This window comes from Rhizobacter sp. J219 (genome assembly GCF_024700055.1).
In the GTDB taxonomy this organism is placed as follows: Bacteria; Pseudomonadota; Gammaproteobacteria; order Burkholderiales; family Burkholderiaceae_C; genus Rhizobacter.
Genome location: NZ_JAJOND010000001.1, coordinates 4,477,178 through 4,492,041 on the forward strand (window position 1 = coordinate 4,477,178; position 14,864 = coordinate 4,492,041).

Genomic DNA, 14,864 nt, shown 5'->3' on the forward strand with positions numbered 1-14,864 from the left:
GCGGTCAGAAGTTGTAGAGATCGGTGGGGTTGTCGACCAGCACACGCCGCCACGTCACGTCGTCGGCGGTCCACCGGCGAAGCAGGGCCAGCAGGTCGGCTTCGTCGGGTGCGGCGTGCAGGCCGGCGTGCACGGTCGGGTGAGGCCAGTTGCTGCCCCACACCATGCGGTGCGGGGCGACATGCAGGTAGGCCCTGGCCATCGCGTGTGCATCGGCTGACCACTGTGCAGGGGTGGTGCCGTCCTGCAGGTAGGCGCCAGACAGCTTGACCCAGGCGCGCCCGGTGTCCAGCAAGGCCAGGATGGCGTGATGCCCGGGGTGCTCACGCCCCGGATGGGGCAGCCGGCCCAGGTGATCGAACACCATGGGCACGGGCAGCCGCTGTAGCCGCGTCGCGACCTGCGGCCAGAGCGCCGCGGGCAGCAGCAGCTCGACGTGCCACCCGAGGGGCGCGATGCGTTCCGCAAGCGGTTCCAGGTCATCGAGCGAGAGGCCGCCCAAGGTCTGGTTGAAGCGCACGCCGCGCACGCCTTCGGCATGCAGGCTCGCGAGCGTGGCCTCGTCGACATCGGCGCTCAGGACCGCGATGCCGCGGGCCTGCACACCCGAGGCGTTCAACGCCCGGATCGCCTCGACGGTGCAGCGGTTGTCCTCTCCGTAGGTCGAGGGCGTGACCACCACGCAGCGTTGCAAGCCGAGCCGCGACTGGAGGGCCGCATAGGCCGGCACCAGCGCGTCCGGCGGCACCAGCCGGGCACCGGGCGCCGCGGGGAAGCGTGCGTCGTAGATGTGCATGTGGCAGTCACATGCACCCGGCGGCAAGGCCGCAGGGGCACCGGCGTGCATGTGGTGCCGGTCAGAAGTTGTGCCGCAGGCCTGCTTCCCAGCCGGTGGATCGCCCCCCGGCGGGCAGCGTCGTGCCGCCGGGAATGACGAAGGTGGCGGTCCCTTCGTTCTCGATGCGCGCGGCCTGGGCGTAGAGGCCGGTTCGCTTCGACAGGTTGTAGACGACGCCGAGGCCGATCTGGCGGGCGTCGTTGTTGTCGATCGACGTGGCGCCGACACGGCCCTGCAGGTTGGCCTGCAGGTAGGAGAGCTTCAGGTCCGTGGCGCCGATGCTGCCCAGGGCCCCGAGCATCAGGTTGGTCTGCTTGGCCTGCGACTGCTCGTAGCGACGCAAGGCCGCCGTGAGGCGCACGGGCCCGATGGCGCCATTGGCACCGATCACGCCGTCCTTGAACTTGCCGCTGGCGGTGAGGTCGTTTTCGGTGGTGGCATAGGCCGCGCTCACGCCGAACACCTTGGTTTGCCACGCAAGCCGGCCACCGATCAGCTTGTGCTGGCCGTTCGCGGCCGTGCCGCCCTCACCGGCGGCGAGCATCAGGGCGCCTTCCACGCCACCCAGCCCTGCGGGCAGGATGTACTGCACCGAATTGCTGGAACGCACCGTCGTGTTGGGGTTGGTGCTGAAGGCGTTGCGGATCGGCCCCTGCTGCGCGGCGGAGGAGAAGTTGTTCGACCCCGCCACGCCGACGTGCGAGAAGACATCGTGACGCGACCAGGTGGTGTAGGTCGGCGTGTAGTCGCGCCCGAGGCGCACTTCACCAGCGGGCTTGCTCGAGAGCGACAGCGTGGCGCGCCGGTCCCAGAACTGCGTGCCGCCGCTGCTCGTGCCCGCATCGATGTTGATGCCCGATTCGATCCAGAAGCCGGCGGAGAGCCCGTTGCCGAGCTCCTCGTTGCCGCGGAAGTAGAGCCGGCTCGTGCTGTTGGCGCCACTAACGAGCGACTTGACCGAGCCGCCGCCTGAATTGGCGACGCTCCGCGCGGCCGCATCCATGACACCACCGATGGTCACGCTGGACTGGGCCAGCGCGCCGCCGGAACAGACGGCCGCTGCGGCCGCCACGATGATTGTTTGTTTCACTGTTGTCTCCACAGGGGTTCGGCCGAAGTATTGAGACCTGTGGAGGCGCCGTCCAATCGAAAGTTTTTTGGGATCGATCCATCCGGCTTTTGCAGTTGACCCGAGTGACCGGCTGATGAACGGGACGCCAGAGATTCTGCTGTGGGTCGGTTCCAACTGTTGGCGCCATCTGTCAGCGGTCGTTTGGGCACCTGCGCCCGCAGGCGCCGGCGCAGGGTCAGCTGTACCGCTAGAACCGGTCAGCCACGCGGCGCCCGGCAGGTTGCGTCAATGACCGCGACGTGGCCGGCACCGTGGTCTCGCGGTTCGATAGCGACTGACAGCAACCGCTGCCAAGCGGCTCTAGGGCGGCCCACTCGCCAGCAACTCCCCCATGTCCCGCTGGCCCGGGAAGCGCGGGCGTTTCGGATCGGGATGCACACGCCGGATCCACACCCCGAGCACCTGCGCTCGGAAGCGCGACTGCAGCTCGGCATAACTCTCCGGGTCGCGCTCGCCGTCGTCGCCGAGCAGGGCGAAGCGGGTCTGCGGAAAGGCCTGCAGGATGGCACTCGCCCGCTGCACCTTGTAAGCCTGCTGGTCGCGCAGCGGGTCGGTGCGGGCGGCGCTCACCTCTTTCAGTTGCAGCACGCCCTGCGGGAAGCCGTGCTTCTGCAGGAAGCGGCGCACGCTGTCGGTGAGCTGGCGCGGTGAGCCCGACAGGTAGAACACCGGCGTGGCCTCGGGGCGAGGGTTGCGCTTCGTCCACGCGGTGCAGAGCGCGGCCATGCCGCCCACCGGCTCGCGCGACTCGGGCGGCACTGCGAGGCTGTTGCGCAGCAGGCGCGTTGTCTGGTTGACCTCGCTCACGAGAAGCGTGTCGTCGAGGTCGGAGATGAGGCCCACGGTGTTGGCCTGGTCGTGAACGAGCAGGTGCGCCGTGCTGCTCGGCGCCGGGTCGCTGTCGATCGGGTGCCAGCCCGGCGCCGGTGAACCCGCCGGCAGCGGCTGGCTCGTGCGCAGTTCCCAATAGCCCTGGTCGTCGGCGCGGGTCTGCCAGCGCAAGCCGCCCACCGACCAGCGCACCGCCCCCTCTTCGCCACCGGTGAAGAGCAGGCGGCTGTTGCGGTAGAGGCTGCTGCGCACACCGCTGTCTTCACGCGGGCCGCGCCGTTTCTCGACCAGCCGGCCCGAGAACACCACGCCCTGCGCGGTGGCCCAGGCGTCGTCGACGATGTTGTGCAGCGGGTCGTCGGCCGCGCCGGCCCCCGGCGGCAGGGCGAGCAGGGGTGCCGAGAGGCACAGTCGGCGGCGGGAGAGGCTCATGCGTCGACGGCCGCGACCAGCCGCCGTGCCACGTCCTCCGCGGCCTGCGCGCGGGCGATGCGTTCGGCGTTGGCGCGCATGGCGGCCATGCGCGGCGCATCGTTCAGCCAGCGCGCGAGGTGCCAGGCGGCGTCGGCCTCGTCGTGCAGGCGCACCGCCGCGCCTTCTTCAAGCAGGTAGTCGCAGTTGCGCTGCTCCTGGCCGGGGATGGGCGCGACGAGCGCCATCGGCTTGCCCTTGGCGAGCACCTCGTTGGTGGTGAGGCCGCCGGGTTTGGTGACCACCAGGTCGGCGGCGTCCATCAGCTGGTGGATGTGGGTCACGAAGCCGTGCACCGTGACGGGCAGGTTCAGCGTGGCCGCCCGTGCGCGGCAGGCGGCCTCGAGTTCGGCATTGCGCCCGGCCACCACCACGAGGCTCAGGCCGCAGTCGGCCCCGGCAAACGAATCGAGCATCGCCACCAGCGGCCCCACGCCAAAGCCGCCCGACAAGAGCAGCACCGTCGGCCGCTCGGGCAGGCCAAGCGTCGCGCGCATCGCAGGGGCCGGCGTGCGCTCGGCGAACACCGGGTCGATCGGGATGCCGCTCACGCTGATGCGTTCGGCCGCGATGCCCTTGCGCTCAAGTTCCCGCGCGCCGGCCTCGGTGGCCACGTGGTAGTGGTCGATGTGCGGGTAGACCCAGAAGGCATGCGGGCTCACGTCGGTGACGACCGCGTGCACCGGCGTCGCGAGCTTGCCGCGGCCCTTCAGGTCCGACAGCAGCTCCATCGGCAGGAAGTGCGTGCACAGGATGGCGCGTGGCTGGGCGGCACCGAGCAGGCCCTTGAACCGTGCGCTGTTGGCCTTGTCGAACGCGAGCCGCGCCCGGGCGGTCTTGCTGCGCGGCGGCTTGACCACGTCGTAGCGCTCGTAGAGGTGGCCCCACAGTTCGGGCGCCCGTTGCACCAGGTCGATGTAGGCCTGGGCGTAGAGGCGGCGGAAGAGGCTGCTCGTGCAGGCGAGCGTATCCACCACATGGTGTGCGGGCGCGCCGAGCTGGCGCAGCGCGGTCGAGATGGCCTGCGCCGCACGGGTGTGGCCGGCGCCGGCCGTCGCGTGCAGCAAGAGCAGCGGGGCCGGTGAAAGGGAGAGGGGGTCGGTCATCGCGCGGTTGTACCAGAGGCCGTGCGGACGTTCGGCCATGCCGGTGCAGAGCATGATCGTGCCCATGTCGCACCGCGTGATCGTCCTCGGCCCGGGCCTGCAGTTCGTGGCCTCGCCCGGCGAGACCCTGCTGGCCGCGGCGCGTGCGCAAGGGGTGGTGCTGCCCAGCTCGTGCCGCAACGGCACCTGCCGCGAATGCCGCTGCCGTGTGGTCGAGGGGCGGGCGCACCACACCATCGCATGGCCCGGCCTGAGCGCCGAAGAAAAACTCGAAGGCTGGATCCTGCCCTGCGTGGCCGTCGCCGACAGCGACCTCGTGATCGAGACCCGCCCGCGCTGAGCCCTCAGCCGCCCGACAGGCTCTTGGCGTCGTGCGCGATGGCCTCGTCGAGGTGGCGGGTGCAGTCGACCAGCTCCGGCGCATGCGGCGGCGTGGCGCCGCAGATGGTGACCGAGGTGTTGCCCACGCGCAGTGGCATCGTCTGCGCGCCAAGCGGGAAGTGCCGCGCGAGCAGCGCGCGGATCACGAGGCCGTGCGTCACCACCGCGAGGTGGCCGTCGATGCGGCCCCGCAGCTCGACCATCTGGGCAAACGCCAGCGCCACCCGCTGCTCGAACGCCGCCACCGATTCACCGCCGGGTGGCGCTTCGGTCATCGTCAGCGGGTTGTAGGGCAGGCTGTCGTAGGGCTGGCCGCGCAGCGCGCCGAAGTTGCGCTCGTGCAGCAGCGGCGTCGGCGTGATCGGCACGCCGGTGGCGGCGGCGATGGCCTGCGCCGTCTGCATCGCCCGCGGCAGGTCGCTCGAGAGGATGGCGGCGATCTTCAAATCGGCCAGGCGCCGTGCCACCGCCTGCGCCTGCTGTCGGCCCGTCTCGCTCAGCGGTGTGTCGGCGGGCTGCAGGGTGCGGGCCACGTTGAGCGGCGTTTCGCCGTGGCGAACGAGGATGATGGACATGGGCGGGCGGCAGGTCGGGGTGTGCCGATTGTGCGCAGGGGCCTGCGGCGGCGCAGCCACCTTGGCGACGTGAGGGAATGGCGCGGGAATGCGAGACTGTGCAGCGCTTCCTTCCCGGCTCACAGTGCTGACATGACCTCTCCCGACGTCGCCCCGCTCGACCACAGCTCCGCCGACAAGCCGCCACGTGCCGCGGCCACGCTGGTCGTCGTGCGTGATGCCCCCGGCGGGCTGCAGGTGCTGCTGCTGTGCCGTGCCGAGCGCGGCGATCACAACAGCGGCGCCTGGGTCTTCCCGGGCGGAACCGTCGACAAGACCGATGCGCAGTGGCGCGGCCTGTGCGACGGCGACGACGACGCAGCGATGAGCCGGAAACTCGCCCTGCCCTCAGGCGGGCTCGACTACGCCATCACCGCCATCCGCGAATGCTTCGAAGAATGTGGCCTGCTCTTCGCGCGGCGCGGCGGGGCGCTGGTCGGCGCCGATGCCGCACGCCTCGCACCGTGGCGCGCGCCGCTGAACGCCGGCGAGCGCAGCCTGGGCGAGTTCTGCGCCGAAGAAGGCCTCACGCTCGCCGTCGACGAACTGGCCTACTTCAGCCACTGGCTCACCCCGCTCGGCCGTGCCAAGCGCTACGACACGCGCTTCTTCGTGGCGGTGGCCCCGGCCGGCCAGACCGCGCAGCACGACGGCACCGAGATGGTCGGCATGCACTGGCTGCGCCCGGCCGACGCGCTCGCGCGCAGCGATTCGCTCAAGCTGATGGGCCCGACGCGCGCCACGCTCAGCGCCATCGGTGCTTTCGACAGCAGCGCGGCGCTGATGGCCTATGCGCGCGGGCCGCGCACCGTCAGCCTCATCAACCCGCGCATCGGCGCTGGCAGCCAGAGCCTGCGCCCGGTGATGCCGCACGAGCACGCCTGGGCCGAGATGGGTCGCATCGACCCGCTCGGCCATGGCACGGCCTCGTACGAGATCGTGCCGGGGCGTTCGGTGAAGCTCTCGCCGCATGTGATCCGCGTGACCGCGCCCAACCCGAGCGTGATGACCGGCCCCGGTACCAACACCTACCTGGTGGGCGGGGGGCCGAGCAACGAATGGGCGGTGGTCGACCCGGGGCCCGACCTGCCCGAGCATGTGGAAGCAGTGCTGCACGCCGCGCCCGGCCCGATCCGCTGGATTCTCGCGACCCACACCCACCACGACCACTCGCCCGCGAGCGTGCCGCTCAAGCAGCACACCCACGCGACGGTGATGGGCCGCCTGGCGGTGCACCCGCACAAGCAGGACGGCAGCTTCGCGCCCGACCGCGTGCTCGAACATGGCGAGCGCCTCGCGATCGCACCCGGCGTGACGCTGCGCGTGCTGCACACGCCCGGCCATGCGTCCAATCACCTGTGCTACCTGCTCGAAGAAGAAAAGACGCTCTTCACCGGCGACCACATCATGCAGGCGAGCACCGTCGTCATCAACCCGCCCGATGGCGACATGGCCGCCTACCTGCACACCTTGCGGGCACTGCTCGACGAAGACATCGAGTGGCTCGCCCCCGGCCACGGCTTCCTGATGGCGCAGCCGCGCAAGGCGGTGCAGGCGGTGATCGAGCACCGCCTCAAGCGCGAAGCCAAGGTCGTGGCGGTGCTGCGCGAGCATGGTCCAGCCACGCTGGAGCAACTGCTGCCCCATGCCTACGACGACGTCGACCCGCGCATGCTGCCGGTGGCGGCTCGCTCGCTGCTCGCGCACCTGGGCAAGCTGCGCAGCGACGGTCGTGCCGACGATCGTGCGGGCCAGTGGGTGCTAGCGGCCGAGGCTTGACAAAAGGCAAAGACGGCGCCGGACGAGGAAGCGCCCAATGCACTGTCACCACGACAGGAGTTCGACGTGCATGCGCTGAAAGACCTCTTCACCTCCGATGTCGGCCTGATGAGCCTGGCAGGCCTCGCATTCATGCTCGGCATGGCGGTGTTCTTCGTGCGTTACTTCGTGCGCCACATCGAGGAAGACGCCCGCAAGGCCGAGCGCGTGGCAAGGCGCTGAGCCGGTGGCCTCGATGCTGATCCCTCGACCTGCCGGCCCGGCCGGCGACGCACCGCCCGGCGATCCTGAGCGACGCCAGTGGCTCATGACCACCGCGGCCGCTGGTGGCGTGGCGGCGGTGGCCGTGGCGGTGCCCTTCGTGTCGTCGCTCGGGCCAAGCGAGCGTGCCAGGGCCGCCGGTGGGCCGGTGGAGGTCGACCTGGCCGACATTCCACCCGGCGGCATGAAGACCGTCGAATGGCGTGGCAAGCCGGTGTGGGTGGTGCGGCGTACGCCGGAGATGATCGCGGCGCTGCAGGGTCACGATGCCGAGCTGGCCGATCCGGCCTCGCTGCGCGACCAGCAGCCGGACGATGCTCGCAACCCGCTGCGTGCGCTCAGGCCGGAGATCTTCGTCGCGGTGGGCCTGTGCACCCACCTCGGCTGCTCCCCGACCGCGGTGCCGCAAGGCTCTGCCAACCCCGGCCTGCCCGCCGACTGGCCGGGAGGCTTCTTCTGCCCCTGCCACGGCTCGACCTTCGACGGTGCCGGGCGGGTGTTCAAGAACAAGCCGGCGCCGACGAACCTGGAGATTCCACCCCATCGCTTCGCCAGCGACACGCGGCTGGTGATCGGCGACGAGGCTTCGGCCTGAGACGGCTCAGCGCTGCACCCAGCCGCCACACACCGGGAACACCTGGCCGACGAAGCAGTTGGCCGCCTCGCTGCACAGGTAGGCGGCGAACTCTGCGTCTTCGCGCGCCGTGACCAGCCGGCCGAGCGGTACTTCGCGCTTCAGGCGCTCCTGGAAGCGCGGGTCGGCCTGCACTTCGGGCGGGAAGTAGGTCGGGTTCTCGACGAAGTTCTGCGCGATCGCGTTGACCTGCACGTGGTGCGGCGCCACTTCGACGCCCACCGCCTGCACGTAGGCGAGCTGCGCGCCACGGGCGGCGCTGTAGGTCGAGGTGCGTTTCATGCCGCGCAGCGCCGACGAGCTGCCCATCACAAGCACCTTGCCGCCGCGCCGGGCGATCATCTGCGGCAGCACCGCGCGCACCAGGCGCGGCAGCGGGTCGACGAGGGCGGCGAAGGTGTCGCGCCATTCGTCGTCGCTCACGTCCCGGGCGGCGGTGCTCGGGGCGGGGTGGGCGAGGTTGACGACCAGCGCGTCGAGCGCGCCCGCGGCGGCGATGACCGCGGCCGGCGCGTCGGGGTTGCTCAGCGGGTCGAGGCTTGCGATCACCGTGGCACCGTGTTCACGGAACACCTCGCACAGCGTCGGCCCCATGAACCCGTCGGCGTGGGTCACGAGGATGCGCTTGCCGGCGAGCATGGGCCCGCTCATGAGGCCTCGCGCGCCGCGGCGGCACCGCGCTCCACGTTGATCGGCACCAGCAGAAGCAAGCCGCCGATGAAGAACAACGCGGTCGACAGGATGGCCAGCCGGTGGTTGCCGGCGGTGGCCACCGTCACCAGGCCGTAGGTCACCGGCCCGAGGATGGCGGCGAGGCGCACCGCGAACGTCCACAGCCCGTAGAACTCGGCGCGCTGCGCTTCGGGGGCGAAGAGGCCGGCGATGGCGCGGCCCGCCGATTGGCTGGACCCCATGCACAGGCCGGCGATCACCGCGGCCACCCAGAACGGGCCGGGCGTCGTGGCCACGATGGCGAGAACCGTCATCACGACCCAGCCGACGAGCGTGACGGCCAGGGCCCGCTTGTGGCCGATGCGGTCTTGCCAGTAGCCGAAACCGAAGGCCCCGAGCGCCGCGGCGATGTTGACCAGGAAGATGAGCATCATGGTCTGCGCCTGCTTGAAGCCCAGCACCTGCTCGGCGTATACCGCGGCGAGCGCGATCACCACCGCGATGCCGGCCTGGTAGCAGACGGCGCAGGTGAGCAGCCACGAGAAGTCGCGGTACAGGCGCGCCCGCCGGAAGGTGGCCGCCAGTCGCTGCAGCGAGGCGGTGATGCCGGTGGCCTGCACCGCCTGCGGCTGCGGCACGGCGCGCTCGCGCAGCAGCGCGAAGGTCGCGAGCGAGGCCGCACCGTAGACGCCGGCGGTGATGAGCATGCTGACCGGCACGAACGACGTGGCCGGCTCGCCGCGCGCCTGCGCGGTGAGCACGTAGGCGAGGCTCAGGCCCAGCGACAGCATGCCGCCGAAGTAGCCGAAGCTCCAGCCCCAGCCCGACACCCGCCCCATCGCGTCGCGCTTGGCGAGTTCGGGCAGGAAGGCGGCGGTCAGCGCTTCGCCGAAGGAGAAGAAGGTGTTTGACAGCACCACCGCCGCCACCGCCCAGGCCACGTCGCCGCGGTCGGCAAACGCGAGCATGGTGGTCGACCCCACGCACAGCACGGTGGTCACGGCGAGCAGCTTCTTCTTGTTGGCGCGCAGGTCGGCGTAGGCGCCGAGCGCCGGCATCACCAGCATCACGATCACGCTGGACGCGGCGAGCGCGAGCGTCCACGCGAGGGTGCCCCAGGGCGCGCCGTTGGCGACCACGCCGACGAAGTACGCGTTGAACACCGCCGTGAGCACGACGGTGGTGTAGCCCGAGTTGGCGAAGTCATACATCGCCCAGCCGAAGACTTCGCGCTTGCGCACGCCGTCGTTGAGGGCGTCTTGGGGGAAGAAGGCCATGGGGGCTCCAGTGGTGGGAGCCCGAGTGTGCCGGGTGATGCGTGACAGCGCATCGGGTCCGACGCGGCCGGGGCGCCGCGTGTGGTGCGACCGCGTCAGGCGCGGTGTCTAACTGGCCTCAGCGGGCGATGTCGTAGGCCTTGCCGGTGCGTGGCTTGCGGCGGCGCTCCACGAAGCGCGGCGGCGCCACGGTCATCGCCTGCAGCAGATCGGCTGCCACCTCGGCGCCGCTGGTGAACTGAAGCGCGCCGCGGCGGGGTGCCTGGGTGGGCGCGGCGGGTGAGGCGGGGCGAGGGGAGGCCGCTTGAAACAGCTCGCGGGGCAGGAAGAGGTCGCTCATGGGGAACTCGCTGGCGATGGGGTGCCGTGACTGTGGCGGTCCGCTGTAAGTCCGGCGTTTCACGGCCGTGGCCGCTTTGTTTCATTGGTTGCTCAGCGGGGCGGCCGGCGCAGCGCGAGGTGGCCGCCGGCGACGGCCGCCGGCACGCTCACCAGGAAGGCCAGGGCCTCGAACCAGAACGGCGCCTCGCCCCCCAGCAGCAGCCCGAGCACGATGCCGAGCACGCCGATGGCCAGGGCGTTGAAGTAAGGGTAGCTGCGCGCGAGCCGGGCCGCGACGAAGCCGCCGAAGACGGTGGTGGCGGTGCCGTAGAGCAGCGAGGCAAACAGGAACCCGTCGGTGCTCGTGACGGCCTGGATGGCCGCCTCGGTTTCCTCGGGCGTCATCTGCGAGTGGACCTGCACCCCGAAGCTCGCGACGAGCGCGATGCTGCCCACCACGTCGAGGGCAAGTGACAGCAGCATGGCGACGATGATCGCCTTGGGGTCGAAGCGGTTCATGGGTGGCGGCTCGGAAAGGGCCGCCAGCATAACGGCCTCGCGCCGCAGGCCCCTCGCGAGGCTCAGGCCGCGGCCTTGGCGTTCTCGCGCTCCTGCAGCTCGCGCCACTGCACCTTGCCCGTGCCCGACTTGGGCAGCGCGTCGACGAACTCGACGATGCGCGGGCTCTTGTAGGCGGCCATGTTGTCGTGGCCCCACTTGATGATCTCGTCTTCGCTGACCTGGCCCTTGTGGCTCGGCTTCAGCACGATGAAGGCCTTGACGGTCTCGCCTCGCTTGGCGTCTTTCGCCGCGACGATGCAGGCCTCTTGAATCGCCGGGTGCTGGTACAGCAGCGCCTCGACTTCCGCCGGCCAGACCTTGAAGCCACTGGCGTTGATCATGCGCTTGAGGCGGTCGACGAAGAAGAAGTAGCCCTCCTCGTCGGTCTGCCCGAGGTCGCCGGTGCGCAGGAAACGCTTGCCGTCGAGTTCGACGAAAGCCTCGCGCGTGGCGTCGGGGTTCTTCCAGTAGCCCGTCATCACCTGCGGGCCGCTGACGATGATCTCGCCGGTCTCGCCCGGGGGCAGCTCCTTGAAGGTGGTGGGGTCGACCACACGTGCGTCGACGTCGAAGGCCGGGATGCCCAGGCACTGTTTCTTCGAGCGGTCGGGCGGGTTCATGTGGGTGGCGGCGAGCGTTTCCGACATGCCGTAGCCCTCGCCGTATTTGAGGCCGAGCTTGTTTTCCAGGATGTCGGCCACCGCCTTGGGCATGGCGGCACCGCCGCCGCCGATCTTGCGCAGGCTGGAGAGGTCGTAGCTGTCGAGCTTGGGGTTGGAGACGAAGTCGACCACCATCGCGGTGATGAGGCCGAGGCCGGTGACGCGGTAGCGCTGGATGCACTCCGCCGCGGCATCGCGGTCCCAGCGCGGCAGCAGCACGACGGTCGAGCCACCGTAGATCACCGCGTTCATGTTGCCCTGCATGCCGGTCACGTGGAAGAGCGGCAGCACCGCCATCGACACCGTGCCCTGGTTGGTCTGGCCCCACACGCCGCCCGACACGGTGTTGTACATCGCGGTGCGGTGCGTGTGCATGCAGCCCTTGGGGTGACCGGTGGTTCCCGAGGTGTAGGGCATCACGCACAGGTCGTCGGGGCCGGTGGTCAGCGGGCCGGGCTTGAGGCCACGGGCGATAGCGTCGACCCACAGCGTCACGCCCGTGTCGGCGATGGGCACACGCGGCGCGGCCACGAAGTCGGGCACCGCGAGGGTGGTCTTCTCGCGCAGGAAGTCGCTGTAGGTGCCGACGATCACGTGCTCCAGCGTGTGTTCGTCGCCTCCGGGTTGTAGCAGGGGCTTGATGCGCGGGTAGAGCTCCTGCGTGGTGATGGCGACCTTGGCGTCGGCATCGCTCACGTAGTGCTTCAACTCGCCGGTGAGGTTCATCGGGTTGACCGGCACCACCACCGCGTTGGCCCGCAGGATGGCGTAGTAGCCGATCATGAATTGCGGGCTGTTCTGCGTGTAGAGCAGCACGCGGTCGCCCTTCTTCACGCCACACACTTGCTCCAGATAGGCCGCGAGTGTTTCCGTTTCCTGCTTGAACTGCGCGTAGGTGAAGGGCGTGTCGTAGAAGATGAAGAAGGGCTTCTTCGGGAAGCGCGCCGCCGAGACCTCCACGTTGAAGTAGAGATTGGTCTCGGGGACGTAGAGGTGTCGAGGCGCGTGCTCGGGCCAGAAAGCGAAATGACGGTCGGACATGGTGCGGCGCCTCTTCTCGTGCGGTCGGGTGGTCAGGCTTTTACTTTGGGTGCCATGTACTTGGCAAGTTCCGACTTGCCGATGGCGTTCAGGTGCACTTCATCGGGCCCGTCGGCGAAGCGGATGGTGCGCGCGCTGGTGTAGGCCGCGGCCAGCGGCGTGTCCTGCGAGACACCTGCGCCGCCATGGATCTGGATCGCCCAGTCGATCACCTGGCAGGCCATCTGCGGTGCCACGACCTTGATCATCGCGATCTCGTTGCGTGCGCCCTTGTTGCCCTTGGTGTCCATCGCATAGGCGGCGTTGAGCGTGAGCAGACGCGCCTGGTCGATGAGGATGCGCGAGTGCGCAATGCGCTCGCGCCACACGCCCTGGTCCGACAGCAGTTTGCCGAAGGGCTTGCGCACCAGCGCACGCTTGCACATGAGTTCGAGCGCGCGCTCGGCACCGCCGATCAGGCGCATGCAGTGGTGGATGCGGCCCGGGCCGAGGCGGCCTTGCGCGATCTCGAAGCCACGGCCTTCGCCGAGCAGCAGGTGGTCGGCCGGCACGCGCACGTTGGTGAAGCTGATCTCGGCGTGGCCGTGCGGTGCGTGGTCGTAGCCGTAGACCGACAGCCAGCGCTCGACCTTCACGCCGGGTGTGTCCATCGGCACGATGATCATCGACTGCTGCTTGTGCGGGCTCGGGTCGTCGACCGTGCCGGTCTTGCCCATGAAGATGAGCACCTTGCAGCGCGGGTCGGGCGCGCCGGACGTCCACCACTTGCGGCCGTTGATCACATAGTGGTCACCGTCGCGCACGATGCGCGACTGGATCTGCGTGGCATCCGATGACGGCACGTCGGGCTCGGTCATCGCGAAGCCGGAGCGGATCTCGCCGGCCAGCAGCGGCTTCAGCCACTTTTCCTTGTGCTCGGGCGTGCCGTAGCGTTCGAGCAGCTCCATGTTGCCGGTGTCGGGCGCCGAGCAGTTCATCGCTTCGCTCGTGAGCGGGTAGCGGCCCATGATCTCGCACAGCGGCGCGTATTCGAGGTTGGTGAGGCCAGCGCCGTGTTGCGACGCGGGCAGGAACATGTTCCACAGCCCGGCGGCCTTGGCCTTCGCCTTCAGGCCGTCCATCACCTCGTGCGTCGGGTTCCACTGGTGGCCCTTGGCGCGGCTGGCCTCCATCTCCTTGCGGAAGAGCGGCTCGGCCGGCACGATGTGTTCGGTCACGAACGCCATCAGTCGCGCCTGCCATTCGAGCATCTTCGGGGTCGGGGCGAAGTTCATCCGGTGTCTCCTGTCGTCGTCGGTATGAGACTAGCCTACGAACATACTTGCTTTTCTGCAAGACAGGGTTCTCACCGGGAAACTACGCCATACCGAGACAGAGATCGGCCCCGTTCTGCGGGTCGGATCGGGCTGCTGCGTCGAGCCGCCGCAGACGGGGTGTCGTTCTCTTTAGCGCCCGAGGATGACGCCGCCGTCGACCACCAGCGTGTGGCCGAGCACATAGTCACCGGCCCGCGAGGCGAGGTAGATCGCCGCGCCCGCCATGTCTTCATCACTGCCGATGCGGCGTGCCGGGATGCGCGCGGCGACGGCTTCTTCATGGTCGCGCGCGGCGCGGTTCATCTCGGATGCAAACGCCCCCGGCGCAATCGCGGTGGTGACGATGTGGTGCTGGATCAGGTGCGTGGCCATGCGCTTGGTGAGGTGGATCAGGCCGGCCTTGCTCGCTGCATAGGAATAGGTTTCGAGCGGGTTGACGGCGATGCCGTCGATCGAGGCGACGTTGATCACCTTCGAGGGCTTGTCGGCGGTCGCGCCTTTTGCCAGCAGGGGCTTGAGTGCCTGCGTCAGGAAGAAGGGCGACTTCATGTTGAGGTTGACGACCTTGTCCCAGCCGCTCTCGGGGAACTCGTCGAAGTCGGCACCCCAGGCGGCACCGGCGTTGTTGACGAGGATGTCGAGATGGTCTTCGTGCTTGGCGAATGCGGCCGTCAGGCTTTGCACGCCCGCGAGGCTCGACACATCGGCCGGCAACGAGATGCAGGTGCCGAGGGCCGAGAGCTCCTTGGCGGTCGCGTCGCATTGGTCGGCCTTGCGTGCCGAGATGTAGACCTTGGCGCCTTGCGACAGGAAGCCTTCCGCGATCATGCGCCCGATGCCGCGTGAGCCGCCGGTGATGAGCGCGGTGCGGCCTTTGAGCGAGAAGAGTTGGGTGGTGTTCATGCGCGTCTCCTGGGCGGTGGATGGAAGCCCGAGAGGCTAGCGCGTTCGATGCGCGAGGGAAGTC

16 protein-coding genes are annotated in these 14,864 nt (G+C 69.5%); 4 read left to right on the plus strand and 12 right to left on the minus strand.

What is annotated here, in order from left to right; all coding sequences use genetic code 11:
• Positions 1-4: 4 nt before the first annotated feature.
• From LRS03_RS21280 to LRS03_RS21295, 4 genes are all read right to left on the minus strand, one after another.
• On the minus strand, positions 5-796 hold the full coding sequence (locus LRS03_RS21280) for an amidohydrolase family protein (RefSeq protein ID WP_257827975.1): 792 nt from the start codon (positions 794-796) through the stop codon (positions 5-7).
• A 61-nt stretch (positions 797-857) separates the two neighbouring features.
• A complete protein-coding gene (locus LRS03_RS21285; RefSeq protein ID WP_257827977.1) occupies positions 858-1,928 on the minus strand; it encodes a porin in 1,071 nt (356 codons plus the stop codon).
• Positions 1,929-2,270: 342 nt separating this feature from the next.
• On the minus strand, positions 2,271-3,233 hold the full coding sequence (locus LRS03_RS21290) for a phosphatase domain-containing protein (RefSeq protein WP_257827978.1): 963 nt from the start codon (positions 3,231-3,233) through the stop codon (positions 2,271-2,273).
• Positions 3,230-4,444, minus strand: a complete 1,215-nt coding sequence (locus tag LRS03_RS21295) for an MGDG synthase family glycosyltransferase (protein WP_257827979.1) — start codon at positions 4,442-4,444, stop codon at positions 3,230-3,232. The genes LRS03_RS21290 and LRS03_RS21295 overlap by 4 nt, the downstream gene beginning before the upstream one ends.
• On the opposite strand from LRS03_RS21295, the gene LRS03_RS21300 reads away from it, so the two are divergent.
• A complete protein-coding gene (locus tag LRS03_RS21300; RefSeq protein ID WP_257827981.1) occupies positions 4,443-4,718 on the plus strand; it encodes a 2Fe-2S iron-sulfur cluster-binding protein in 276 nt (91 codons plus the stop codon). The genes LRS03_RS21295 and LRS03_RS21300 overlap by 2 nt on opposite strands.
• Before the next feature lie 4 nt (positions 4,719-4,722).
• Here the strand turns inward: LRS03_RS21300 and LRS03_RS21305 are convergent, their stop codons facing one another.
• Positions 4,723-5,334: a histidine phosphatase family protein gene (locus LRS03_RS21305; RefSeq protein WP_257827982.1), complete on the minus strand. Its 612-nt coding sequence runs from the start codon at positions 5,332-5,334 to the stop codon at positions 4,723-4,725.
• 132 nt (positions 5,335-5,466) lie between these two features.
• On the opposite strand from LRS03_RS21305, the gene LRS03_RS21310 reads away from it, so the two are divergent.
• The 3 genes from LRS03_RS21310 to petA all read left to right on the plus strand — a co-directional run bounded on the left by LRS03_RS21310 (position 5,467) and on the right by petA (position 8,008).
• Positions 5,467-7,152, plus strand: a complete 1,686-nt coding sequence (locus LRS03_RS21310) for an MBL fold metallo-hydrolase (protein ID WP_257827984.1) — start codon at positions 5,467-5,469, stop codon at positions 7,150-7,152.
• Between the two features lie 66 nt (positions 7,153-7,218).
• Positions 7,219-7,374, plus strand: coding sequence for a DUF3149 domain-containing protein (locus tag LRS03_RS21315; RefSeq protein ID WP_257827985.1), 156 nt, complete (start codon positions 7,219-7,221; stop codon positions 7,372-7,374).
• A 13-nt stretch (positions 7,375-7,387) separates the two neighbouring features.
• On the plus strand, positions 7,388-8,008 hold the full coding sequence (petA, locus tag LRS03_RS21320) for a ubiquinol-cytochrome c reductase iron-sulfur subunit (protein WP_257829626.1): 621 nt from the start codon (positions 7,388-7,390) through the stop codon (positions 8,006-8,008).
• 6 nt (positions 8,009-8,014) lie between these two features.
• On the opposite strand, the gene LRS03_RS21325 is transcribed toward petA, so the two are convergent.
• From LRS03_RS21325 to LRS03_RS21355, 7 genes are all read right to left on the minus strand, one after another.
• Positions 8,015-8,686 carry an SDR family oxidoreductase gene (locus LRS03_RS21325; RefSeq protein WP_257827986.1) on the minus strand — a complete coding sequence of 224 codons (672 nt, stop codon included), beginning with the start codon at positions 8,684-8,686 and terminating at the stop codon, positions 8,015-8,017.
• An 8-nt stretch (positions 8,687-8,694) separates the two neighbouring features.
• Positions 8,695-9,996, minus strand: a complete 1,302-nt coding sequence (locus LRS03_RS21330; RefSeq protein WP_257827988.1) for an MFS transporter — start codon at positions 9,994-9,996, stop codon at positions 8,695-8,697.
• A 118-nt stretch (positions 9,997-10,114) separates the two neighbouring features.
• Complete coding sequence (locus LRS03_RS21335; protein ID WP_257827989.1) at positions 10,115-10,336, minus strand: hypothetical protein; 222 nt, start codon at positions 10,334-10,336, stop codon at positions 10,115-10,117.
• Between the two features lie 92 nt (positions 10,337-10,428).
• On the minus strand, positions 10,429-10,836 hold the full coding sequence (locus LRS03_RS21340) for a hypothetical protein (protein ID WP_257827990.1): 408 nt from the start codon (positions 10,834-10,836) through the stop codon (positions 10,429-10,431).
• 62 nt (positions 10,837-10,898) lie between these two features.
• The gene (locus tag LRS03_RS21345) at positions 10,899-12,581 is read right to left on the minus strand and encodes a long-chain fatty acid--CoA ligase (RefSeq protein WP_257827992.1); all 1,683 of its coding nucleotides are present in this window, start codon (positions 12,579-12,581) and stop codon (positions 10,899-10,901) included.
• Positions 12,582-12,613: 32 nt separating this feature from the next.
• Complete coding sequence (locus LRS03_RS21350; protein WP_257827993.1) at positions 12,614-13,855, minus strand: acyl-CoA dehydrogenase family protein; 1,242 nt, start codon at positions 13,853-13,855, stop codon at positions 12,614-12,616.
• A 171-nt stretch (positions 13,856-14,026) separates the two neighbouring features.
• On the minus strand, positions 14,027-14,800 hold the full coding sequence (locus tag LRS03_RS21355) for an SDR family oxidoreductase (protein WP_257827995.1): 774 nt from the start codon (positions 14,798-14,800) through the stop codon (positions 14,027-14,029).
• Positions 14,801-14,864: the final 64 nt, after the last annotated feature.